Below are 24,542 nucleotides of genomic sequence, written 5' to 3' on the forward strand. Positions count from 1 at the left end.
GCACCATGAACAAACACACTGAATAAGCTTAACTAACAACATGGGCAAAATTCCACACATCAAGCACTTAAGCAAATTGTTTAATCTGCGCTCTTTGCAGTTCGCTTTTCTATTAGTTACTGGGCAAGCGGCAACAATCTTTGTAGGAATTTTTTTGGCAAGGACACTTTCTATTCATGATTATAGCATTTACGTTATAGTAATGATGCTTAGCGCTCTCAGTGTCTCTCTATCTTCTGGTGGAATAAACATTGGCTTCACATCCTCAGTAGGTAAGGCGTGGCCTGAAAAATCGCAGGTATCAGGTTTATTAAGTTTAGCTATCAAAATGAGAAATAAGCAGGCCGCTGTAGTCTTTCCGTTGATATTGCTTTTTGCCTTTTTTTTACTTTATCGCAATGAAGTTAACATTTTTAGTTGTTTACTTCTTCTCACATTAATTGCAGTAAATTTATATTTAGACATCAATACCCGACTATTTGAGAGAATTCTCTCGTTCAGAAGAATGTTGACGGACATTCAAAAAATTAATTTTTTTTCGTCAATTCTAAGACTAGCTTCAATTTTGCTGTGTTTTACTTTCGGCCTTTTAACAAGTGAGACTGCTTATATAATAACAATACTAGCCTTGCTTCTAAAAATGAATCTTACGAAACAACAAAACACTGATTACTACAACAACGATTCAACATATAGTAAAGAGCAAGAAGCTGAATTTTCATCAATAAACAAGCGACAGTACCCATCTACCATTTTCGATTGTATAAAGGGACAAATAGCTGTTGGGATTCTAGCAGTATCAGCAAATAGCGAGTTAGTCGCAGCTTATGGTGCATTAAGTAAGGTCACACAGATTTATTTACCAATTCTTATCTTACTACAAACTTTTGCAATAGCTCACTTTGCCCAAATACAACAACGCATAATCGCAAACTTGAGTTTTTGGTTAGTCCTATCATTGCTACCAGGTTTGTTCTTAGTATCTATATCTAGCTACTATCCTCATCTAATTTTAAATGTTCTCGGTCCTAATTATACCGGCTTTTCTAAAGAACTGTTACTTATGTCTTTATCAGTGACATTTACCGGTTTTACAAACGTTTTCTACACTTTGGTAATTAATAGAGGATGGAACAAATATGTTTCAATCCAAATACCCTTAGTGGCTATTTGGCTTTGCTACTGCTTTGTCTTTTTAGATTTTAGTATTTTAACAAATATAATATTTATGAATGCCTTAATACCGCTTGGATTATTAATTGCCACATTTGTTAGTCTTATAGACGGAATTAGGTCAAGGAAGATGGTTAAGTAAACTAATATGAATAATCTATCAAAACACCACATAATATTGGAGGCTCCAAATAAATCTCAAAGATCTTCAACACCAAAATTTTTAAACTTAAAAACCTCGTTATTGAATGCGATACTACTCTTCATTTTACTATTTTTTTTCGTAATACAAACAGTCATAGCAACTAGCCTTGCGAACATAAGCGCCTCAATCTTTATCGTAGCTTCAACTTTGATAACAGCTTTCTACTTCTCTCGTGTAAATTTGTACATATACCCCCTATCTTCTTTTTGTGTGATTTCTTTCAATTTTTCCACGCAATCTGGTGCATTATTAGTACAGTCACTATCACTTGTGCCTGTTTCTTTTAATTTGGAATTACCTATACTCACATTTTTTTACCTTTTCGTGTTTCAGATTACACTTATAATTTCACATCATTTATACACTAATTGGAATTTAGGGCAGACCATTCGCTGTTTCATGACCACGAATATCCTATCAAAACTCGGATTATTCAGAGAAATACCGAACTCACAATTCTGGTTCATGGGGTTAGTTGGCCTGTTTTCGGTCGGAGTTAAAGCGTTAGTAGATATACAATATGGGAATGTAGTAGGAAAAATGCTTGAAGGTTTAATGCCGTTTGTGTATTTCCCGTTTCTTTTGATATTTAAATCACAGCAAAATAAGCTTTCAACTATACTAAATTTGCTACTATTTACACTGATCCTGATTGTGTTTGGAATTATGCAAAATTCAAGGGGAACGTTTTCGGAAGCTATTGTTATAGTTCTATTCGTTGGACTTCTTTACTCTCTTTATAATTGGAGAGTAGTGCTGAGCAACCTAAAGCCGATCCTTCTTTTTGGTTTCTTCGGGTTAATACTCTTTGCAATTCTTAGCGATTTGGCAAAGGTAATGGTTATAGTGAGACCTCAGAGAGAGCATATCGCTGGAATTGATTTAATATTACTTACTATTGAAACATGGATGAATCGAGAACTACTGGATGCCTATAGCCAATCGATGGCTATGGATACGTCAAGAGATTACAACGAAGTGTATATTTCAAATCCTATGCTAGGCAGGTTGATAACTACTAAGTTTGAAGATAACCTAATATTGTACAGCACAAAGCTAAACTTCGAAGAAAGTATCATTGTCTTAAATGCCACTATTGAAAAAACGATAGCTTTGTTGCCCACTCCAGTTCTCAATTTGTTCACAACTAGCATCTCTAAAGTAGAGTTAGAATATAGTATTTCTGATTTGGCATGGTATTTACAGAGAGGAAGCGGTTTAGGTACATACAGGGTATCGCCGCCACTTGGGCACGGGTTAATTCTATTCGGACATTATTTCTTCTTTGTTTCTATTTTCGTTTTGCCAATTGTATACACTTTGGTAGATAGCTTTTGTAAAGTAACCAAAAAGAACACGTATTTTGCTTCAATATTTTTGATTCTCATTTATGAACTTTATAAGCTTTTTTCCGTTGGTTCTCTCATAGGGCCAATCGAGTTTTTCGCTCGAACGATTCCTCAGTTAATTTTATTTTATATCGTTTTTTCGCTTATTTTTAAGGTTAGATACCGTGCGTTTTGAAACTGTAAAAAAAATCCGCCTGTTGTACATCGGGAGCAATAATGGAACCAGCGGGCAACGGATAGCTGCTTTTCGTAGATTAGGTATTGAGGTAACTGTGCGTGACCCAGTAAGTTTTTCTCCTATTTCAGAGAAGCTACTTTATAAATGCCTATTCGAATTTGGGGGCATCTTGATAGTTAACTTTATAGCGTTAAAGATGACAAGAAGTCTTAAAACGACCGAAGCAGACATCGTGTGGATTAATGCTGGTGACTTAGTTTCTCTTAATTTCGTCCGTTGGCTCAAATCTAAATACGGATTAGTTGTGAACTACAATAATGACTTGCCATTCGGAAACAGGGATAAGCGACGTTGGTATCATTATAAACGCTCTGCTAGAGCTTACGATTGTCTGATGGTAAGGAGTAATACAGACCCTTCTTTGCCTTTCAAATATGGGACTTCTTATGTAGTTTTTATGTTAATGCTAGCCGACGAGGTCGAGCATGTGTGTGGAGTTCAATTTTTACCAACCTTTGAACAAAAAGAAGATATTGTATTTATAGGCACTTGGTTCAAAGAACGCGGTAGTTTCATCGAAACACTTATTAACTATGGCCTAAACATAGCTATCTATGGTGATCGGTGGGAGAAATGTGAAAATTGGGAGAGATTAAAAAAGTATCACAAAGGAAGGGCTCTTTCAGGTAAAAAATATATTGAGACTTTGGCTTCCTATAAGATTTGTATAGGTCTTGTGTCGGAGGAAAATAATGATCTTCATACTAGAAGAAGTATCGAAATCCCTCTTGCAAAGAGCGTTCTTTGTACGAAACGAACTTACGAACATGAATTAATGTACAGTGAAAATGAAGAAGCAATTTTCTGGGAATCACCCGAAGAATGTGCCCGTAAATGCGCAGAGTTACTTTCTGAACCTTTAAAAATTAAGGTAATGAGCGAAGCAGGACATGCTAGGGCGATAAGAAATAATTTATTCAATGAGCCTTTTTTAAGCGGCGTATTAAGTCATTTGATTAACAGGGGAAATTACCAGTAGTGAAAGTGATATTTATTACTCACCCAAACTTCATGAAATCCAAGAGCATGCCGCTATTCGCTAACATGTTGAAGGAAATGGCTCAAAAAGAGGGGATATATGAAGATACATGGTGTCCTAAGCCGGTTGTCTACACAGCTTTTTTCGGCGAAAAAGTTGCTAAATGGTTAGGTTACATTGATCAGTACCTAATTTTTCCATTTCTTCTTTACAGAAGACTCAGTCGAATAAAAACTGCAACGCTATTCGTGTTTACTGACCAAGCATTAGGGCCTTGGATGCCGCTATTTAAAAAAGTTCCTCATGTTGTCCACTGTCACGATCTGCTAGCTTTACGGTCTGCTCTCGGTCAAATATCGCAAAATAAGACTGGGCTCAGTGGTCGTATTTATCAATCTTTAATAAAGGCAGGATTTCAGAAAGCCTCTCACTTTATCTGTATAACCGAGAAGACAAGAAGTGATTTATGCCAGTTTGGAAAGATCGAAAAGAAAAATACTTCTGTCGTTCACAACCCTTTACATTATGATTTTTTTCCAATGGCGAGAGAAATAGCCGCAGGAGAATTAGAAGGCAAGCAGATTGTTGAATCAACACAGAGTTTTTTATTACACATAAGTGCTGGTCAATGGTACAAAAACTTGGAAGGAGTTATCGAACTATATAATCTTTATAGTAGTACAGTTGTCAACCCTCTACCGCTGGTGATGGTAATCCCAAATAGCAACATAGTTACGTCATACTTAGATGCAAAAGGTTATGACTGCGATATTCGAATACATTCAAACTTGAGTATTGAAACAATACATAGTCTATATTCAGCAGCATCGATATTTTTATTTCCGAGTCATCAAGAAGGTTTTGGGTGGCCCCTAATAGAAGCTCAGGCTTGCGGTTGTAGAGTGCTTACAACGACAGCACCGCCTATGAACGAAATAGCAGGCGACCATTCATATTACGTTGATGAAGTACAAAATGAAGATATTCATGAATGGGCAAAAAAAAATTGTCATATTCTTTGTAAGGCTCTGAATATCACAGGTGTGGACCTAGAGAAAGAGAGAATAAAGTGTTTGGAGTGGGCTAAAAATTTTACCAAACAAAAAAAATTCGGCGAATACTTGAAGGTTTACGATATTGAGTATAAAAAACAGTCTAATGCTTGTATGTTAGGGTCGAAATTCAATGTACGCTAGCAAGAACGCATAGATAAATTGTTAAGGAGAACATTCTGAAAATTTTACGAGTAATTCCGTCACTCGACAAAAAAGACGGTGGCCCAGTTAATGGATTGATAAATTCTACGCCGTTACTTGAATCTCTTGGTTTTGCAATTGATATTGCAACTTTCAAGAATGAAGCGAATTTGGAGTATATAAGCGACGAATCAACAATTTTTGAGTTTGATAGTTATTTGGGTACTTATAGTTTTTCACCATCATTTAACAAATGGCTCCTCGCAAATTTAAAAAATTACAATGCCGTAATCATTCATGGGATTTGGCAGTTTCATTCATATGCGGTTGCAAGGCACTGTAAGAAACAGAAAATCCCATTTGTTTTATTTACGCATGGTATGCTCGACCCCTATTTCAATTCAGTCTCTTTTTTCAAATATATAAAAAAAGTTCTCTATTGGAAAGTGTTCGAAAATACAACACTTTCACTTGCTTCGAGAGTACTTTTTACCAGTGAAGAAGAAAAAAGGTGTTCCGCTCTTTCATTTTCCCCTTACGAAGTAAACGGTGAAGTCATTGCTTATGGTTCACCGGATTTAAGCATAAAGAACACTAGCACTAATAGATTTTATGACACGTACCCACTTTTAAAAAATAAACAAATTTTTTTATTCCTATCCAGAATTCACCCCAAAAAGGGTATCGAAGTTTTAATAAACGCAATAAGCAGACTCGAGAAGAGCGGGAATGACGTTGCTTTTTGCATTGCGGGTCCGATAAACGAGAGCTACAAAACTAAATTAGAAGCACTTATTTCATCTCTCAATATATCGAATAAAATACATTGGCTGGGTATGTTAGATGGTGAATTGAAGCATGGCGCCTTTAAAGCAGCAGACGTTTTTATACTGCCATCATTTCAAGAAAATTTTGGCATTGTAGTAGCGGAATCATTAAGCCTTAGTACACCTGTCATAATTTCGGACAGAGTAAACATATGGCAAGAAATAAAAGCCTCTAAATCAGGTTATGTATGTGAACCGTCAGCCACTGGTTTAGTTAAAGCTATCGAGAAATGGAATACGCTAAGCTCTGAAGAGAAGAAGATAATGAGTAAAAATGCTAGAAGCTGTTACGAGAGTCAATTTTCTTTGCAAGAGTCTGCTAAAGATATTGCACGAGTAATTAGAGATATCGCTGCTGTATCCCCTTAGGAAGTATGAACTGTTGGTGAGAGCGGACAAGGAAAATAGAATGAAAACTCAACTACTACAAAAGTTTGAAATGCCTAATGGATTCAGAGGTAGGAATAAATTTATAGTACAAGCTTGGTGGGTTATTCAATCAAGTCTTTTTACTCTTTCCCCGCAATTCATGTACTCTTGGCGAAGTTTTCTTCTGCGCTTATTTGGCGCCGAAATAGGAAAAGGAGTAATTATTCGCCCATCGGTAAGAATCACTTACCCATGGAAGCTCAGAATCGGCGATTACAGTTGGATAGGTGATGAAGTATGTCTTTACACTCTGGGAGAAATTGAAATTGGTTCAAATACTGTAATTTCGCAGAAATGCTATATCTGCACCGGTTCTCATGAATATACTTCAGAAGCATTCGATATATATGCTCAGAAAATAACGATTAAGGATCAAGCTTGGTTGGCTACAGACGTATTTGTTGCGCCTGGTGTATCCATTGGAGAAGGGACGGTAGTAGGAGCTCGCAGCAGTGTTTTTAATGATTTACCCGAAGGCATGATATGTATAGGAAATCCAGCAAAACCTCTTAGGAAGAGAGATAGTAATGAAACTCGCACTAAAAAGCCTTAACTATTCACCAGAGTTAACAGGCATCGGGAAATACAATGGTGAAATGTGCAGCTCACTTGCACAGAAGGGAATCGACGTAACTGCAATCGTTGCACCTCCCTACTATCCTGACTGGAAAGTTAATCAGGCCTATTCTGCTGTGTTTTATAAAACCGAAACGATTGAACAGGTTACTGTTCAGCGCTGCCCTTTATATGTGCCCGCGAAGGTAAGTACTCTTAAACGCTTGCTTCATTTATCGAGTTTTGCGCTTAGCTCTGGCATTCGCTTGTTTACGCATGTGTTCAAAAGCCCTGATGTAATTGTACTGGTGCAACCTACGCTCTTTTGCGCACCTCTCACGCTCTTATTTGCAAAACTTACTAACACTAAAACCGTGCTCCACATACAAGACTTTGAAGTAGATGCGCTCTTTGGCCTCGGCATGCTTGGTGAAGGCAAAACAGCTAGCTTGGCGCGTAGAGTCGAAAAGTGGCTTACCTGCAAGTTCGACAGGGTATCTACAATCTCCTATTCCATGATAGAGAACGCAAAGCGCAAAGGCGTACCGGCTGAAAAAATCATACATTTTCCAAACTGGTCAGACACCGATTTTGTAAGCCCTGATACAAACGGCGATGCACTCAAGCAAGAGTGGGGCTTAGCACCTACTAACAAGGTTGTATTATACGCTGGTAACATTGGCAACAAGCAAGGCTTGGATATTGTGTTAGATGCAGCCCAAGCATTTAAGGCCTCACCAGAAGTTAAATTTGTAATGGTAGGCGCAGGCTCTTATGTAGCAGAGTTGAAGCAACTTGCTGAACAAATGCAATTATCCAATGTGCTTTTTATGCCCCTACAAGCATGGGAGCGCGTGCCTGAAATGCTTGCCCTTGCTGATATTCACCTAGTTATTCAAAAACGCGGCGCTGCCGATGCCGTGCTACCTTCAAAACTCACTAACATATTATCGGCTGGCGGCCATGCTATTGTTACTGCCGACCAACACACCGAACTCGGTAAAATACAGCAAAAACACTCAGGCATTTACACCTGCATTGAGCCAGAAAATGCCACAGCACTTACCCAAGCTTTAAATCAATTACTCGCGAGCGATTTGAGCAAGCACAATGATGTAGCGCGCCAGTTTGCTCTGCAATATTTAAACAAAAACAAAATACTGGATAAGTTTATAAGCGAGTTAGAAGTACTCGCCAATGTAAGCGCTGCAAGTTCAGTATCAATAGACGAAGACGAGGACTTAACATGTCACAAAAAGTAGCATTAATTACCGGCGTTACCGGTCAAGACGGATCTTACCTTGCCGAGTTACTGCTCGAAAAAGGTTACAAAGTACACGGCATAAAACGCAGAGCGTCTTTGTTTAACACTCAGCGTGTTGACCATATTTATGAAGATATCCACGTTGATAACGCCAACTTTGTCTTGCACTACGGTGACCTATCCGACTCGTCTAACCTTATACGCATAATGCGTGAGGTTGAGCCTGATGAAGTTTACAACCTTGGCGCACAAAGCCACGTGGCAGTATCGTTTGAAGCACCCGAATACACTGCAGATGTAGATGCTCTAGGCACACTTCGCTTATTAGAAGCTATTCGCTTTTTGGGCCTAGAGAAAAAGACCAAGTTTTATCAAGCCTCTACTTCAGAGCTGTATGGCTTAGTACAAGAAATTCCTCAAAAAGAAACCACACCCTTTCACCCGCGCTCCCCTTATGCTGTAGCTAAAATGTATGCGTACTGGATAGCGGTAAACTATCGTGAGAGTTACGGTATATATGCCTGTAACGGCATTTTGTTTAATCACGAATCGCCTCGTCGCGGTGAAACCTTTGTTACTCGCAAAATCACGCGAGCGCTCGCTAACATATCGCAAGGGCTTGAGAAGTGTTTGTTCTTAGGCAACATGGATGCACTGCGCGACTGGGGCCACGCAAAAGACTATGTGCGTATGCAGTGGATGATGCTGCAACAAGACACACCCGAAGACTTTGTTATTGCTACTGGCAAGCAAATATCAGTGCGTGAATTTGTGCGCTTATCGGCTAAAGAATTAGGCATAACGCTAGAATTCAGCGGCGAAGGTGTAGACGAAATTGCAACTGTAGCGGCTATTGAAGGTGACAACGCACATGCGCTTAGAGTTGGCGATATAATTGTTAAAGTAGACCCGCGCTACTTCCGCCCGGCAGAGGTAGAAACACTATTAGGTGACCCTACCAAAGCCAAAGAAAAGCTTGGTTGGGTACCCGAAATTACCGTTGAAGAAATGTGTGCCGAAATGGTGCAAAGCGACTTAGAAGTAGCCAAACAGCATGCGCTATTAAAAACCCACGGCTATAAAATTGCCGTTGCCGTAGAGTAAATTTAATGGATTCAGAGCTCTAATTTTTTCCTATCAATATTAAAAATACATAGAGAACGCTAGTAGGATGATCAAATGAAAAAACTGTTTATTTTTGTAACCATAACTTTGTTTCTTATTGAATTTATTCTTTACACAATTGGCTTTAAACAGTCACCTCTGTACAAAGCCAGCAATGAATACGAATACATTTACAAAGAAAATCAGTCTATGAATCGGTTTGGAAATCAAATTTTAGTCAATGAGTACTCTATGAGAAGCAAACCGCTCGTCAATGAAGCTGATGAATTCAGAATTCTTTTATTAGGTGACTCTGTAGTAAACGGAGGTAATCTAACAACTCATTCGGCATTAGCGACCTCGTTGCTTGAAAAAAATTTACAAAACAATTATGGCGATAGCTATAGAGTTTTGAATGCTTCGGCCGGCTCTTGGGGGCCTGACAATGCGGCCGCGTATTATAAAGAATTCAACAATTTAAAAGAGTCAGCTGTCGTTGTTATATTTAGTAGCCACGATGCGGGCGACCAAATGACCAAGAAGCCGATCGTCGACATTCACCCTTCTTACCCAGGCAAGCAATATCCATTGGCTATTTTTGAACTTATAGACAGATATATCGTTCCCAGAGCGCTTCGTTTATTTAAGCGGAACAATACTAAACTTGCTGTTGATGAAGAAAAGATTGAAGCAGCACTTAATCCAGGATGGGAGAGTATTTTGAAATTAACCCAGCAGATGGATACACCGCTTCATATTTATCTTCATGCGGATATCCATGAACTATCAGCCGGCGAATACAACGAACAGGGGCAGAAAATAATTGAATTTGCTCGTAAAAATAAAATACCGATCACTTTTGATTTAGGAAATGGATTATCAGAAATACATTATCGAGATAGTATTCATTACAACGATGAAGGACAAAAATTAATGGCAGCACTTCTGCAACCGGTGCTGCGCGGGATTATCAAAGATGCGGTTGACAATAAAACCTTGCCGCATGATTAACCTGTGTCCACTTTAACAAAATATATTTCGATTTATCGGATTAGCAAACATCTTGCTAACTAATAATTAGTGAATCAATGCAATTGAAGATGTTTTTAGACTTCATACCAACAATTTAAGCTAAGAAATGGTATGCGTGATCTCAAAATATTTACAATTTTTTCGTCTTTCAAAAAAATAACTATTTAAACCCAGACAGGGATTAATATGACGTTTGTTAAGCTAAATTTTTTGAGCCTGAATGAATTTAAAGGGATAAACCAATATGAAAACCGTATTTGTAGCCGGGCACAATGGCATGGTGGGCTCTGCAGTTGTGAGGCAGTTAGAGCGGGCTGGTAACTGCAATGTAATTACGCGCTCTCGCGCGCAGCTCGATTTATGCGACCAAACTGCTGTGTCGCAATTTTTTAGCACCAACAAAATAGATGAAGTGTACCTTGCTGCCGCAAAAGTAGGCGGCATTATTGCCAATAACACCTACCCTGCCGACTTTATTTACCAAAACTTGATGATACAGAACAATATTATTCACAGCGCACACTTAAGTGATGTGAACAATTTATTGTTTTTAGGCTCATCTTGCATTTACCCTAAATTGGCTGAGCAGCCCATGCGCGAAAGTGCCCTACTCACCGGCACACTCGAACCAACTAACGAACCCTACGCTATTGCAAAAATTGCCGGCATTAAAATGTGTGAGTCATACAACCGCCAGTATGGGCGTAACTATCGCTCGGTAATGCCCACTAACCTTTATGGGCAAAACGATAACTTTCATCCTGAAAACTCCCACGTAATTCCTGCACTAATTCGCCGCTTTCACGAAGCAAAGCTTGCTAATAGCCAAGAGGTGGTTGCTTGGGGTAGCGGTAAGCCCATGCGCGAGTTTTTGCATGTTGACGACATGGCCGCAGCCTCTATTTTTGTAATGAATCTTGATAGCAAAACCTATGAAGCCAACACACAAGATATGCTAAGCCATATTAACGTAGGCTCAGGCCGCGACTGTACTATTCGCGAATTGGTTGAAACAGTTGCGAAAGTAGTGGGCTTTGAAGGCAGCATTAGTTTTGACACAAGCAAGCCAGATGGCGCGCCACGCAAGCTTATGGACGTAAGCCGCTTGGCAAACCTGGGCTGGAAGTATCGTATTGAGCTTGAAGATGGCCTGCGCAGCACATACGAGTGGTTTTTAAACAACCAAGACAAGTTTAGAAAGTAGCATGTTTTTAAGTATCAATGACTTTACTCAGGTAATTAAAAACACGCCGCTCGTTTCATTAGACCTTGTGATCACCAATAGTGAAGGTAAAGCACTTTTAGGTAAGCGTAACAATCGCCCAGCAAAAGGTTTTTGGTTTGTGCCGGGCGGTCGTATTATGAAAAACGAGCCACTTAAAGCCGCATTTGAACGACTCACCAAAGAAGAACTAGGCCAGCAAATGGAATTACAGCAAGCTGAGCTTATTGGGCCCTTCGACCATTTTTATGATGACTGCGTGTTTGGTGAATCACCCTCTACCCATTACGTAGCCATAGCCTATAAGCTAAAAATATTGGGCGATTTAACCAACTTACCTGTTGAGCAACATAATAGTTATAAATGGTTTGAGATTGATGAGTTGCTAAGTAGCGCCGAGGTACATGAGCATACAAAGTGGTATTTTAAGGGGGCTTAACGCTTCACCTTAAAAAGCTTATACATTAAGCCACCCATTATGCGCTTGATGTAATAATACGGCGCATATACAGCGTTAAACGAGCCGTATTTTACATGCAACTCAGCGACTGGTGGGAAAAGCATCTCTTGTAATAACTTAAGCGACCTAAAAGACAGACCTCTTTTAGAAAGCTCCTGCATCACGTTACCCATTGGCTTATTTATTGTCATTAAATAATCATATTTCGTGCTTTGTTTGTGCGTGTTTAAGTCGCGCTGCAAATCAGATAAACCGTTAGAATTAAAATACTCACCGCACAAACCAAGGGCAAAAGCGGCTACTTTTGAAAAGTGTTTATTTGCACACAGGTCCAAAAGTAAATTGCGCTCACTGTCACTAATATTGTTGATAAGTAAATGGATATCGTAAAACCAAATGAGCTTTATCAAATCGCCCTTTTGGCGATGATGCAGCATATGAAGTAGTGCATGAATAAGTGCAAAGGGTTTGGAATTAAGTGGAATTCCGTTGAGCCGCTCGGCATTTGCATTCCGATAGAGTTCTTCAAAAGTAAATTGTTTAGCTACTGCAATATCGTTTGACAGCTGCGTGTGTATATCAAAGTCTAATGCGATCCCATGTGAGAGCACTTTGCGCATAGAGTACTGTTGCACAATTTCAGTAGGACTCCATCCTCTCGGGTTCACAAACCCAAGGTGCTCTAGAACTTTAGCGGCACCTTCTTTGTCTTTTTGATCAATCAGAATATCTACATCAGCACGTTGTCGGTCAGTTGGCTTATTGTAAGCTGTATGGGCAAGGGCAAATCCTTTTAACACAACATACGGTATTGATGCGTTTTTCAATGCATTGAGCGCGTTTAAAGCGGCTGAATCTATCAATGCCAGCTTTATGGTATTACTTGTGGCAAATTTGCTTAAGGATTTATAACAATCTGAGCTTTTGCTAATAGCCGCATTCGCTAATACTTGTTCAACTACACCATTTTCAATAGCTGTTTGAACAATCGCAGTCGCTTGCCCCTCTGATAGAGGTATTGCTATCGAGCTAAGAGCGTTTGACGATATCAGGTTGGCGATTAACGCTCTTTGGTCTGAAGAGTTATTCATAAAGGGCATTTGAGTTTACAAACATCATATGCGGTTAAGCTGCTTGAGTGATGTAAAAAAGGATGCAACTAGCACAACGGCCAAACACGCATAAAATGCGTATAAACTCATATCTGTAAAGCCAGATTCCACACTCCATATTGCGTGAACCAGACTTAAAATACCGGCTATCACTGCCGTTCCCCATTGCACCTTTTGATTGTTGGTTTTATAGGTCCAATATTTAACTAAAAACACGAGTGTAAACAAACTGAATAACTGTTTAATCACAAACTTACCACCTTGTAATTGGCTGGCAGCTTTAGTGACAGCGTTCGCTTTATCTATGCATGTTACGGCACAAGTAATTGTGTATTCATAAATCTCCCATGCCATTAGCCCGCATAAACTAGATACAGCCAGCAATACACCAAGGCTTCGGATATTCTTAAATAGTGTATGTTGAGCCTTTATAAACCATTGAGTAAACACTAAACAAACAGAGGCACTCAAAAGTGAAATCAAAATAAACGATGCAGGCTCAGCAGCAAATAACCGAAATATAAAAACGATATTAAATGCGAAGCATGCAACAAAAGCTCTTAGCGCTAAAAACTCCTGATTTTTGAACCGTTGGTTTTTGATCAACAGTGCAATGGTAAAAGAGCCAAGCACTATGAGCAAAATATTAGCGGCACTCACAAGCAAAACGGCTTGTTCTGAAATCATACGAACTAACAAGCTAATGCCTATTGATAAAACAGCACACATGAGTAACTGAGAGCCGACGTTAGCATCTTCTCTTTTGGAAAAAAGCAGCCTTAGCAGCGCGCCTATAAACCAGCCCAACAGTGCGCTGAGTGCATTGCATATGAGATCCCAATATTGGCTTGTTCGCTCAAGCAAAAATAGTTGAAGTACTTCAATAATTACACTCAGTAAAAATCCTAACAATAAGCACCATAAGGCTTGCTTTAAATTTGCGCTAGACGGTTTTAAACCAATACATGCACCTATAGGGAATAACAAAAATAAATTTGAAAAGGCATCAAATGAGCGGAAACTCCACGAAAAGCTCTGAATCTCATTAAATTGGAAGGTAAACGGTGAAAGCGTTATCACGAATGCAATTAATGCAAAGTAAATGGCGATTTCGTTGAGTAGCCCATTGTTGCGCCGAGCATGCATCATCGAAACAAACCATTCTGAGTATGGATTGCTATAGTGAAGACATAAGCGTTAGTCATAAGAACTTAGGCTACAACGCGAATGCGTTCTTTCAATAAAGACTGAGGGTTGCTTACAAATACCTTTGTTAAATAGTCTGCATCAAACTCATCTTTTAATTCGGTATAAACCTTACCCAAATCGGGCTGTCTGCCCTTTAAGTTGTGGCAGTCTGATGCCACTGCAAACACTTGGTTTTTGCGCATTAGGTCAAGCGCCATGTGTTTAACATCGTCGCCAAACTTACCGCTTAAACTACTCGCGGTTATTTGTATGGGGCAGCCTTTTTTTATGTACCACTGTAGTTTTTCAGGTTTGTTTAAAAAGGTTTTGTTGCGCTCTGGATGCACAATAAGCGGCAGAACATTTTGTGCAATACACCAACGCACTAAATTGTCGCTCCCGTGCGGTACATCAATGCGTGGAAATTCGAGTAAAAATACTTGTTTACCATTCAACTGGCCAAGCCAAGGAATTTGCTTATTGCTGATCAGCGGCATTATTTCAGCCCCTATTCGTACCTCTGCGGCAAGCCTTAGTGTAATGGACAGGCCTTTGTCTTTCACCCTCGCCTGAAACTCACTAAATGCTTTGAGTAATCCAAGCTTTGTATTGTTATAGCGCCCTATGTGTATATGGGGCGTAAGCACTTGCGTGGTTACGCCTTGATCTATCGCCATATTGAGCATATCAAACGATTCGCCAAGCGTTTTAGCGCCGTCGTCTACACCCGGTAATATATGGCTATGAATATCAATCATTGTTTACACATAGTTAAGCGGGTTTAGCCTCAGCCCCCTTGTTAACGCCTTTTGCATCGTCGGTGCCATAATATTCACCTGCATAGTAATGGTCGCCGTAGTAGCTTATTTTTTGCGGTTCAGCGAGGGTTAATACTGCTCCAATTACATTCGCGTTAAGCTTTTGCAAGCGCCGTACAGCCTCTTTACTAGCCTTAATTTTTGTAACCTCGGCACGTACGGCTAGTATTACACCATCTACTTTTGTGCCAATCACAGTAGCGTCACTTACGGGTAAGGTTGGCGGGCCATCTAAAATAATATGGTCAAAGTGCTTTTTAAAGGTATTCAGCGCATCAAAAAACTTGTCTGACGACAGCAGCTCTATTGGATTATGCGGAATAGTGCCGCAAGTAAGCACGCGGTAGTTAGAGTGCTCGCTTGGCTTAAGCAAGGCTTCTTTCAGCTCAATGCTGCCAGCCAAAACATCAGTTAATCCTGAACGCGGCGGAGCATTTAAGTTTTTAGCTACACTTGGTTTACGCAAATCTACTTCTAGCAATAATGTTTTACCCATTTGACCGTAAGCAGCGGCAAGGTTCATGGCAAGTGTCGACTTACCTTCTGCACCGGTGGCCGATGTAACCAGTATTGTTTTAGGAGGATTGTCTATGTTCGAAAACATAAGTGATGTGCGCACGGTATTAATACTTTCGGTAAATACTGAGCGTAAATCTTGTAAGTATTGAAGCTCTGGAATACTGCCTATCTCTTTTTTCGCTAGCTTAATTGTCATACCAAGGCTGGGCACATTGAGATTTTCTTCAATCGACTCGGGTGTGCGGAAGGTGTTATGCAGCGCCTCTCGTAAAAACGCCGTTACCACGCCTAAAAACAAACCTACAAAGAGGCTTAAGGCAATAATGAGCTTAACGTTTGGCTTAACCGGAAACTGAGGCACGGTAGCCGAATCAATAATTTGCACATTGGAAGCGGTAAAATCGCCTTTAATGTTCGTTTCCATCAGTCGATTTATAAACGACTCATACACTCGGCGGTTGTTTTCTACCTCACGCTCTAGGGCAGTAAGCGTAAAACTTGAGCCCTGTAAGGACTGAATGCTGTTACGCTCTTCCGTTAACAAACGCTGAATATTGGAAACTTGTTGCTGAGCTAGGCGATAGTCTGACTCAATGCGGTCTACTATTTTAGCAATTTCTTGATTCAAGCTCGTTTGTACGCTTTGCAATTCGCTACGAGCGGCAATCATCTTGGGATGCTTTTCTTTATAGCGCTGAAAAAACTCATTTACACGGCTTTGCAGGCGCGCTTCTTCTTTAACTAACGCAGATGTTGTATTGTTCTCCAATACTGGCGTGAGTGAATAAAAGGCTTTTGAGCCCTCGGGCAGGTCTTTTACTTCGTCGTGTAGCTCTTTTTTAATCGACAAATTGCTTTGTGCATTCAGCAGTTGATTGCTTAGCGTTTGAATACGAGAATTCGAATCTCTCTCTTGCAGATCAGAATCCATTATGCCTTGCTGCATTCTAAAATCGCGCAGCTTGTTTTCTGACTCGGTAAGCTGCGCTTTTAAATCGCTCGACTGCTCTGCAAGCCATGCCTCTGTATTTTTTACTTCGCCCAAGCGCGCTTCGAGGCCAAATTGAATATAAGCTTGCGCCACTGCATTAATAATTTCGGCAGCGAGCTGCGGGTCGGGCGACTGATAGCTTATGTTGATAACTTGGCTTTGCTTACCACCGCTTACTGAGATATTGCTTTGCAACTCTGTTGCTAGCATTACCTTAAGTTCGTCGTCAGTTTTAGGGGTCGGCTTTGCATTCGCTTGAGAGTTACCCAGTAATGCACTCAGTTCACGCTTTATGCTCGCCATCGAAAAGCTCGATTTAGGCTCTCTTGCTTTTTGTTTCTGCTCTTCTTTGTATCGCTCTACTAAAGAGAGCTTGTCTACCACGGTTTCAGCAATTGCGCGCGACTGAATAATTTCGTATTGCGTTTCGTAAAACAAAAACACGAGCGCAGTTGCTACATATTGTTCTTCGCGGCTTGCCGATGGCGCTTGCGGGTCGGCCAAAATTTTAGACGTTGCCTGATAAATAGGGGTGGCGGTTGACGCTACATACACACCCAAGCTTAAGCACAGTAATGCGATAAACGCGATTAACCATTTAGCGCGCTTAATCGTTCGCCAGTATTGCCCTATGTCTAGCACTTGTTCTTGCTCAAACTGCTCTGACGTATTCTTGTTGGGTGTAAAATCCATTTGCTTAACTACTCTTGTTTGTGCGAATTACATACTCGCCCGTAGGCCAGTGTTTATATGTGTTTAAAAAAAGCTCTCTTCGATTGTGATCACATCGCCTGGCTGTACTTCGGCGTTTAAATCTACGCGGGTAGGCGCTGTGGTGCTGTTTTCTGGCAATAAATATATGGCGCTTTTTGATGCTCGCTCGGTAAAACCGCCGGCAATAGTAATAGCCATTTGCACTGTCATTCCTGTGCGGTAAGGATAGCTACCGGGCTTGTCTACTTCACCGTTAATATAGAATGGACGAAATTCCACCATGCTCACGGTTACTCTTGGCTGTTTTAAGTAGTCTGCTAAAAATAGCTCAGTAAGCAGGTTCTGCGCTTCAACCACGGTTTTACCTTTTACCACCACCTGCCCGAGTAATGGTACAGATATCGTGCCGCTTTCAGATATTTTGGCCTCTTTTACGTCGAGATCGGGCTCATTAAATACCGCGATTGAAATCACATCGTCGGTAGACAGCTTATATTCTTTGTTAGCTTGTGCATTAGCCGTTTGTGCGCCCATTAATGCAAGCATTAACAATCCGAATAAATAGGAGGTAATTGAAAAGCCTTTGGTACTCATAGGTTGTTTGCTCATGTTTTATAAGTTGCTCTTGTTTCTTCTGCTGAGTTTACGGTTTTGCCATTTTAAAGGCCAAGTAAGCTTGAATAAGCGCGCAAACCCAAATATTTATAATTTAATGTACGCATATTAACTTGCTCGTGCAATAAGGCTTCAACGCTAATCAAACGCAATTTCTACGCCAATAGTAAAGCGAGAATTATCAAATTCTCTTATTACAGTATCAGAACTACGTGTCATATATTCTGCAGCCGCGTAAACGTCTAAGTAGTTTAGGGCGGCGTAACTTACCGACAACCTAGCTCTGTGCGTATCGTCAGAGCGCTTATTGCTGCCGCCGCCAAAGTCATCTTTACGATAAATATACTTAGCTTGTAATGCCATACGGCTACGTAATTGATTTTTCCAACTTACACTAAAGTCGGTTGTTTCGAGCCCAGCGAGCACTAGTTCTGCGTTATCGCGCACTGCTCTGCTTAGCGCAATAGTAATGATTGAGTCTGTGTCGGGCTTGTAGTCTACATCGACAAAATAACTGAGGCCGTCGAGGTCGGCGACTAAAGGATTGTCAAACTGAGTATCTTGATAACCAACGCGCAAAGACCCTTCGGTTTTAGCCGTGGCCTCCCACGTTACGCCAGTTAAATAGCTGATTTGGTCAAACGACTGATTCACGCCAATTGCGTTGTCAGACTTTACATCGGCTGTGCGAACTTCAAAAATCATGCGCGATTTTGGTGCAACACGCCAGAAAAAGGTGCCTGTAATGTCGTCTGAAGTTCGGTCTCTAAATTCTTGAAAGTTGTTGCTGTAGTCAAAGGTTTGTTTGCCGTACTTAAACACTACCTGACCTATACTAGCGCTGGTGCCATACGCTGTTTCAAAGTTAAATCGTGCTGTATCAAATTCGTTAAATTCTGATACACCTGTGAGCACTTGATTGTTGATGCCCGGCTCTTCTACTTGGTCGGCATACTGCAAACCAAGTTTTGCGCTCCACTTGGCGGTTAAACTCAAATTGAGTTCGGCTTTGGCCTTATGATTGTTGTAGTTTACGTCTGAATTATCACTAAAAATAGCATACTCACCTTCATAGCCTACGGTAAGTTTATGCTTGCCATACAGGCCGACGTAACCTGCAATAGGAGATACCTGAAATATGGTGTCTGACTGCTCGTCGTTTACTCTAAATATGTTGTCGTCGAATATGATTTTACTGTCGGCGCCAAAGGCAAACCCTTCGGTTTGTGCATAAACCGTAGGTGACAATACAGCACCAGATAAAAACAGCGTGATCATGGCGCTATTGAACGCAGCGTGCTTGTTCTTGTGCTTATTTTTATGACCAGATACGTGCAGGGGCGCTTGCGTTGCGCTTTGATGAGTAACTTGTTTCGCTTTTTGCGCGTTTATTACTTTGGCTATTTGTTTTGATAACATTTTCAATCAACACACCCTCTTGCTTGCCTTAGCGATACTGGTCAATATTCCATTAAGCGGCGGCTGCACATCTATTCGCATATTAAATTCATTAACTGCGACTGCTTCGCTTACGCGCGTTAGTTTAGCAAAAGCGAGTGTTGATGCCTATTTATTTGCGTGCGTAATTTACATGACGTTTTGGTATTGGATTTGCGATTCGCCTTGCCCTTTACAATACAAGAAGAGTTAATACACAAAAACCTAAACCCTCACACCCCAACCAAAACCACCACTACCTCAAATGGCCTGATCACAATTGCCCTGTCGGTTACAAAGCTCTTTGCTTGGTCGCTACCCATACGCCATAGCGTAACTTTGGTAGAGGCCATAAACCCAAACGGTAGCGGCATGTCGTGTACGTCATAACTCAGGTTATACGCAATAAAGGCGCGCTGCTTACCCAGCGTGCGGCTGTAAGCAAGCAGGCCTTGATGGTTATTGGCTTCATATAATGCAAATTCGCCTTGTGTAAGCACGGGGTAATTAGTGGTGAGGGTGTTTAGCTGGTTTTGGTGTTGGGTTAGTTGTGGGGGTGCTGTTTGGGGGGTTCCGGCCTGCGCCGGAATGACGGGGGTGGGGGTTCCGGCTTTCGCCGGAATGACAGTAGTGGGGCCTTCGGCGATAGGCTCTGCGTTTTCAAGGGGTGAAAATGCTATGTGCGCTAAATAGAGCTTCAGTTGTTTTAGTAAGCGTTCTTGTTTCGCGCTTGTGGCGCTCTCTTGCCTTGGTGCATCGGCACTGCTTTGAGTGGCGTTATATAGATCTGTAAACTGCCTGAATATGCGGTGGGTATCTTTATTTAGGGCGCTAGTGTTTTCAAAGCTGGTTTCTGAGATGTTTTCTTTGGTATTAGCAGCCTCGGGGGTTTGGCTTGCTGTTGAGCTAAGTATCAAGTTTAACTGCTCGGCCACTTGCTCTATGTTGGGTGTGCCGCTGTGCGTTAAAAATAGCTGCGCCGATAAATGCTGCCACTTTGCTTGTTGAGCAGGGGTAAGAGGCTCGCTTTGCTTGTTTTCAGTGCAAGCGAACACAATAAAAATACTTAAACCAGCTAACCCGTATATAATATGTCTCATGATATTATTTTTAACCAAATTAAACGCGGAATCGTAGGTAATGTAGACAAGCTAACCTTGATAATGAACTTTTGACTCAAATTTAACTCATATCTTTGACTACGGTACCGATATTTCTTATACTGCTTGGCGAAATTTTATACACCAGAGCTGCTTGTAAGTAGCCGAAAACACAATAACACTCGGGATGCGCATGAACTTAATCACATTTGCTTTACTGCTGACTGCGGTAACGTTAGCTTCATTTTTGCTTTTATACACCTATAAAATTGATAAAAGAACTAACGGGAGCCATAAAAAGATTAATTGGCAACACGGCGCCAAAACCGAGATAGTAGCTTTAGACGAGCCTTCTTACATGCAAGCAGACGCCAAAGCTCACGAGTAGTAGCTCACATTCCACCTCCCGCAAATAATCCATAGTTGTATTCCAACTTAACTCGCAAACCTACAAAATAGTGCTGTATTAAAATGGAAGTTACGCCTCTCACCAAATGGAATTTAATGGCTTGGATACCATGTGTATCCGGTACACTAGACTTTTCTCGATTCAGTGTTGACCTCGTTCAACGCTCGCAAAAAGACGATATAGACTTTCCAGTATCAGCCTCATACGTAGACGAGCACGACATTTCTAGGGTTGTACCAAGAGTTCGGCATTGCATAACCAGCACCGTTTATGATTGGAAAGACCTGCCAGAAAGTCAATCAGACAAAAAAACTAGTGGAAAATATCGCATCATCACCCTTTCTGAGACTAACGAACAAGGTGACCTAGAGGGAGATGCATTTATTGTACTTCACGACTATGTGTTGCAAGACGAGCAGTTTAGCGGTGATATCTTAAATCCCTTGCGCGCATTAGAGGATGATATTAGCAAGTACCGGCAAGCAATAACGGAAAATCTGTATTCTCCCTCATTTGTGCTTCAGACTAGTGATGTAGCGAAGCAGAAGAAAAAAATTAGAAAGTCAATTTTGTCGTGTGCAAACACCAGGTTACGCAATCATATTTACCATGTGAAATATCTTATAAAACCCAGTGGCATTACCTTACTAAAATATCAAGACAGGTTGGATATCGATAATTTAAATTATGTTCAGGACGCTGACTTATTTGAAAAACGCTTACATCATAAATTCGTTGCAGAAAAAACTACTTTCATATTTCTAAAATCCATACTTCATATCCATAAACATCATAATGAAAACGAAGACAATATCACGAGCGTGCACGCGATCAATCACGACAATCCAAGACTTACTGCCTTTCGGTTGATTGAAGATATGCAGAAAACTGCTATTGAAATAAAAAATAAAGAAATCCAAAAGGCAGGTGTGACCGAACATTACTTCGATGGTTTTGTATCTTATTGTCACTCTCTAATTCTATCGCTTTTACGTATGGAGGTATTAGATAGTAAAGACGCGAAGCACTTTATTGCTTTTTTTAATAATATGCTTAATTCATGGCGGTCAATTTCAGAACGAAATCAGGCAGAAAAAGACGCTTTAAAAGAGGGCAATACAGAGTTTCTGCAGTTAACATCACTTTTTGTTGCGTCAGTCGCATTGATGATTTTCACGTTTATTCGCTACGCTTCTGCGATGACTGCTGGCGCTTCAGATCAAAATGTCGAATCGAGGCAAGCTCATTGGATACTTGAATTTTTTGAACAACCTAGCGGAATATTAGACATAGTTTTTTGGATATTCGTTTCGGTGCTGGGTATGATTTGCTTTCGACTGGCATCTAATCCAAATAGCCCGGTTAGACGACTAGCAAATTCTGTTATTCAATCTAAACACTTCGGATTAGCAGGCCTAAGAAAATTGTTGATTTTTATTATTGCTACTGGCTCTACATTAATCTTTTATCTGAGTTACTTAGCACTTAATGCTTAAGCTTAACCCTTTTATAAAGTAGCAACCTTATTCTTATCTTTTGGCTTTTCAAATGTTATTGGCTACACCTTCTAACCTTAGGGTTTTCCCAAAAAAAAGGGCACACTTTGCAGTATGCCCTTTTCGGTAGAATCTATTACTAGATAGCTACGATGTTCTCAGCCTGTGGGCCTTTAGCACCATCGGTTACAGCAAACTGTACACGTTGGCCTTCAGCTAGGGTTTTAAAACCGTCGCCAGAAATCGCGCTGAAATGAGCGAATACGTCTTTACCAGACTCTTGCTCAATAAACCCAAAACCTTTGCTTTCATTGAACCACTTAACGGTTCCTGTAGTTGTATTAGACATAATAATATTATCCTGAAATTTAAATAAAAAGTTGCCTTCAAGAGGCTTGAATAGCTTAAAAATAGAGACGGTACTTAGAAACTGCAGGACGAGTATTACGAATAAAACAACGAAATGTAGGATGTAAATGTTGGACTTCTTTCTAGCTGCGGGCAGAGTATAGAGATAAACACTCTATGTCCACCCTTATTTCAGTTTATTTTTAGGCCACTGTAATTACCAGCTTCACAACTCCTTCTCTGCAAACTCTGCTAGGCGGCTTCTTACTACGCCGTCTAGGCTAATTGTGGCGCTGCCTGAGAAGTTTTTAAACTTCTCAACAATGTAGGTAAGGCCCGAGGTGAGCGCATTTAGGTAGTTGCTGTCTATTTGCGTGAGGTTGCCGGCGCAAATGAGCTTAGTGCCCTCGCCGCAGCGGGTAATAATGGTTTTAAGCTGCGAGGCGGTTAAGTTTTGCGACTCATCTAAAATCACTATGGCATTTTGCAAACTGCGCCCGCGCATAAAATTAACCGACTTAAACTGAATGTTGGCCTTTTCCATGATGTAGCTCATAGAGCCTTTGGTGTTTTCGTCGTTTTTATGCAGCGCCTCAAGGGAGTCGGTAATGGCTGCTAGCCACGGCGCCATTTTCTCTTCTTCTGTGCCGGGTAAAAACCCTATGGATTCGGCAATTTCAGGGGTTGAGCGCGTTACTATAATTTTGTCGTACATGTTCTTTTCAACCACCATCTCAAGAGCAGCGGCCAGCGCGAGAAGGGTTTTACCACTGCCCGCCGGGCCGGTGAGTACTACCAAATCAATGTGTGGGTCGAGCAAGGTATAAAGCGCCATTGCCTGACCAATATTTTTAGGGCTTATCCCCCACGCTCTACGCGACATTAAGCGCTCATAGCCAAGGTCGAGTACATCGAGCGTGGTGTCGTCCATGGCTTCAATAATGCCTGCAAAACTGTGGGTCTCGTCTACTAAAAACTCGTTTATGTAAGGGTCGGGAACAAGGCTTTTATCGAGCTTGTGCAGGGTATCGCGTCCTTCTGTTACGCTCTCTACGGTTTTTACCTTCGACCAAAACTCGCCCTCAAATTCGTAATAGCCTTTGGTAAGGTATTTTATGTCGGTAATAAGCTGGTCGGTGCGATAGTCTTGCACCTTAGACATCCCTGCGCCCTTTGCTTTTAAGCGCATGTTTATGTCTTTAGTTACCAACACCACCTCACGCGGCGCATGCTGGGCCTGCAAATGCAAAGCTGCATTTATAATGCGGTTGTCGTTTTCGTTACTGGTAAATACCTGCTGGGTTTTGTTCATGCTCAAATCAGCAAATATCGACAAACTACCCGACGGCGACGCCTGCCCCGAACCTAAGCCGCGCATACTTACCCCTTCGAGCATTTGCTCTGGCGAGGCGTCGCGCAGTAAATCTTCCATGGCCCGTATCGACACTCTTGCATCGCGCGCTACGTCTTTTTTACTGTCTTTTATATAGTCGAGCTCTTCAAGCACGGTCATGGGCACTACTACGTCGTGCTCTTTAAATGAGGTAAAGGCTAGAGGTTCGTGCAGTAAAATGTTGGTGTCGAGAACGTATAATTTGTTTAAGCGGCTGCTGGCTTCGCTTGAAGAAGCCTTGGAAGTGTTCTGAGCGCCATGCTCGGCTTGGCTTTGCGGCATCTATAACTCCGTTTGCTTATTATGATGTTTGTCAGCCAGTTTTGAAACGCGCGCTTAGCTGCAAACCTTCGGCAACTTAACCATAAA

Annotated in this window: 21 protein-coding genes; 12 read left to right on the top strand and 9 right to left on the bottom strand. The window is 41.0% G+C overall.

Translation table 11 applies throughout. From position 1 onward, the window contains the following. Nucleotides 1–40: 40 nt before the first annotated feature. The 11 genes from ACFO4O_RS11750 to ACFO4O_RS11800 all read left to right on the top strand — a co-directional run bounded on the left by ACFO4O_RS11750 (nt 41) and on the right by ACFO4O_RS11800 (nt 12,012). Nucleotides 41–1,315, top strand: coding sequence for a polysaccharide biosynthesis protein (locus tag ACFO4O_RS11750; RefSeq protein ID WP_382408738.1), 1,275 nt, complete (start codon nt 41–43; stop codon nt 1,313–1,315). A gap of 462 nt (nt 1,316–1,777) precedes the next feature. Further along, complete coding sequence (locus tag ACFO4O_RS11755; RefSeq protein ID WP_382408740.1) at nt 1,778–2,902, top strand: hypothetical protein; 1,125 nt, start codon at nt 1,778–1,780, stop codon at nt 2,900–2,902. Then, nucleotides 2,892–3,944 carry a glycosyltransferase family protein gene (locus ACFO4O_RS11760; RefSeq protein WP_382408742.1) on the top strand — a complete coding sequence of 351 codons (1,053 nt, stop codon included), beginning with the start codon at nt 2,892–2,894 and terminating at the stop codon, nt 3,942–3,944. Before ACFO4O_RS11755 ends, ACFO4O_RS11760 begins: the two co-directional genes overlap by 11 nt. Then, the gene (locus ACFO4O_RS11765; protein WP_382408744.1) at nt 3,944–5,140 is read left to right on the top strand and encodes a glycosyltransferase; all 1,197 of its coding nucleotides are present in this window, start codon (nt 3,944–3,946) and stop codon (nt 5,138–5,140) included. The genes ACFO4O_RS11760 and ACFO4O_RS11765 overlap by 1 nt, the downstream gene beginning before the upstream one ends. Nucleotides 5,141–5,235: 95 nt before the next feature. Beyond that, nucleotides 5,236–6,336 (top strand): glycosyltransferase, encoded by a 1,101-nt coding sequence (locus ACFO4O_RS11770; RefSeq protein ID WP_382408746.1) that lies wholly within the window; start codon nt 5,236–5,238, stop codon nt 6,334–6,336. Between the two features lie 40 nt (nt 6,337–6,376). Continuing rightward, on the top strand, nt 6,377–6,949 hold the full coding sequence (locus tag ACFO4O_RS11775; RefSeq protein WP_382408748.1) for a putative colanic acid biosynthesis acetyltransferase: 573 nt from the start codon (nt 6,377–6,379) through the stop codon (nt 6,947–6,949). Next, nucleotides 6,924–8,213: a glycosyltransferase WbuB gene (locus ACFO4O_RS11780; protein ID WP_382408750.1), complete on the top strand. Its 1,290-nt coding sequence runs from the start codon at nt 6,924–6,926 to the stop codon at nt 8,211–8,213. Before ACFO4O_RS11775 ends, ACFO4O_RS11780 begins: the two co-directional genes overlap by 26 nt. Beyond that, nucleotides 8,198–9,319, top strand: a complete 1,122-nt coding sequence (gene gmd, locus ACFO4O_RS11785) for a GDP-mannose 4,6-dehydratase (RefSeq protein WP_382408752.1) — start codon at nt 8,198–8,200, stop codon at nt 9,317–9,319. The genes ACFO4O_RS11780 and gmd overlap by 16 nt, the downstream gene beginning before the upstream one ends. Before the next feature lie 75 nt (nt 9,320–9,394). Next, nucleotides 9,395–10,330 carry a hypothetical protein gene (locus ACFO4O_RS11790; RefSeq protein WP_382408754.1) on the top strand — a complete coding sequence of 312 codons (936 nt, stop codon included), beginning with the start codon at nt 9,395–9,397 and terminating at the stop codon, nt 10,328–10,330. A gap of 265 nt (nt 10,331–10,595) precedes the next feature. Beyond that, nucleotides 10,596–11,555 (top strand): GDP-L-fucose synthase, encoded by a 960-nt coding sequence (fcl, locus tag ACFO4O_RS11795; RefSeq protein WP_382408756.1) that lies wholly within the window; start codon nt 10,596–10,598, stop codon nt 11,553–11,555. Between the two features lies 1 nt (nt 11,556). After that, on the top strand, nt 11,557–12,012 hold the full coding sequence (locus tag ACFO4O_RS11800; RefSeq protein WP_382408758.1) for a GDP-mannose mannosyl hydrolase: 456 nt from the start codon (nt 11,557–11,559) through the stop codon (nt 12,010–12,012). Here the strand turns inward: ACFO4O_RS11800 and ACFO4O_RS11805 are convergent. The 7 genes from ACFO4O_RS11805 to ACFO4O_RS11835 all read right to left on the bottom strand — a co-directional run bounded on the left by ACFO4O_RS11805 (nt 12,009) and on the right by ACFO4O_RS11835 (nt 20,527). Then, complete coding sequence (locus ACFO4O_RS11805; RefSeq protein ID WP_382408760.1) at nt 12,009–13,124, bottom strand: nucleotidyltransferase family protein; 1,116 nt, start codon at nt 13,122–13,124, stop codon at nt 12,009–12,011. The genes ACFO4O_RS11800 and ACFO4O_RS11805 overlap by 4 nt on opposite strands. A 24-nt stretch (nt 13,125–13,148) precedes the next feature. Further along, nucleotides 13,149–14,294, bottom strand: a complete 1,146-nt coding sequence (locus ACFO4O_RS11810; RefSeq protein ID WP_382408762.1) for a VanZ family protein — start codon at nt 14,292–14,294, stop codon at nt 13,149–13,151. Nucleotides 14,295–14,356: 62 nt separating this feature from the next. After that, complete coding sequence (locus tag ACFO4O_RS11815; protein ID WP_382408764.1) at nt 14,357–15,091, bottom strand: tyrosine-protein phosphatase; 735 nt, start codon at nt 15,089–15,091, stop codon at nt 14,357–14,359. Nucleotides 15,092–15,104: 13 nt separating this feature from the next. After that, nucleotides 15,105–17,354 (bottom strand): GumC family protein, encoded by a 2,250-nt coding sequence (locus ACFO4O_RS11820; RefSeq protein ID WP_382408766.1) that lies wholly within the window; start codon nt 17,352–17,354, stop codon nt 15,105–15,107. A gap of 63 nt (nt 17,355–17,417) precedes the next feature. Beyond that, the gene (locus ACFO4O_RS11825) at nt 17,418–17,984 is read right to left on the bottom strand and encodes a polysaccharide biosynthesis/export family protein (protein WP_382408768.1); all 567 of its coding nucleotides are present in this window, start codon (nt 17,982–17,984) and stop codon (nt 17,418–17,420) included. 144 nt (nt 17,985–18,128) lie between these two features. Continuing rightward, nucleotides 18,129–19,409, bottom strand: coding sequence for an outer membrane beta-barrel protein (locus ACFO4O_RS11830; protein WP_382409580.1), 1,281 nt, complete (start codon nt 19,407–19,409; stop codon nt 18,129–18,131). Between the two features lie 251 nt (nt 19,410–19,660). Continuing rightward, nucleotides 19,661–20,527, bottom strand: a complete 867-nt coding sequence (locus ACFO4O_RS11835; RefSeq protein WP_382408770.1) for a hypothetical protein — start codon at nt 20,525–20,527, stop codon at nt 19,661–19,663. Between the two features lie 504 nt (nt 20,528–21,031). On the opposite strand from ACFO4O_RS11835, the gene ACFO4O_RS11840 reads away from it, so the two are divergent. Further along, the gene (locus tag ACFO4O_RS11840; protein ID WP_382408772.1) at nt 21,032–22,432 is read left to right on the top strand and encodes a hypothetical protein; all 1,401 of its coding nucleotides are present in this window, start codon (nt 21,032–21,034) and stop codon (nt 22,430–22,432) included. 139 nt (nt 22,433–22,571) lie between these two features. On the opposite strand, the gene ACFO4O_RS11845 is transcribed toward ACFO4O_RS11840, so the two are convergent. Both ACFO4O_RS11845 and ACFO4O_RS11850 read right to left on the bottom strand, forming a co-directional pair. Further along, nucleotides 22,572–22,781, bottom strand: a complete 210-nt coding sequence (locus ACFO4O_RS11845; RefSeq protein ID WP_382408774.1) for a cold-shock protein — start codon at nt 22,779–22,781, stop codon at nt 22,572–22,574. 225 nt (nt 22,782–23,006) lie between these two features. Beyond that, nucleotides 23,007–24,455: a PhoH family protein gene (locus tag ACFO4O_RS11850; RefSeq protein ID WP_382408776.1), complete on the bottom strand. Its 1,449-nt coding sequence runs from the start codon at nt 24,453–24,455 to the stop codon at nt 23,007–23,009. Nucleotides 24,456–24,542: the final 87 nt, after the last annotated feature.

It is taken from the genome of Glaciecola siphonariae, from assembly GCF_042652645.1.
In the GTDB taxonomy this organism is placed as follows: Bacteria; Pseudomonadota; Gammaproteobacteria; order Enterobacterales; family Alteromonadaceae; genus Glaciecola; species Glaciecola siphonariae.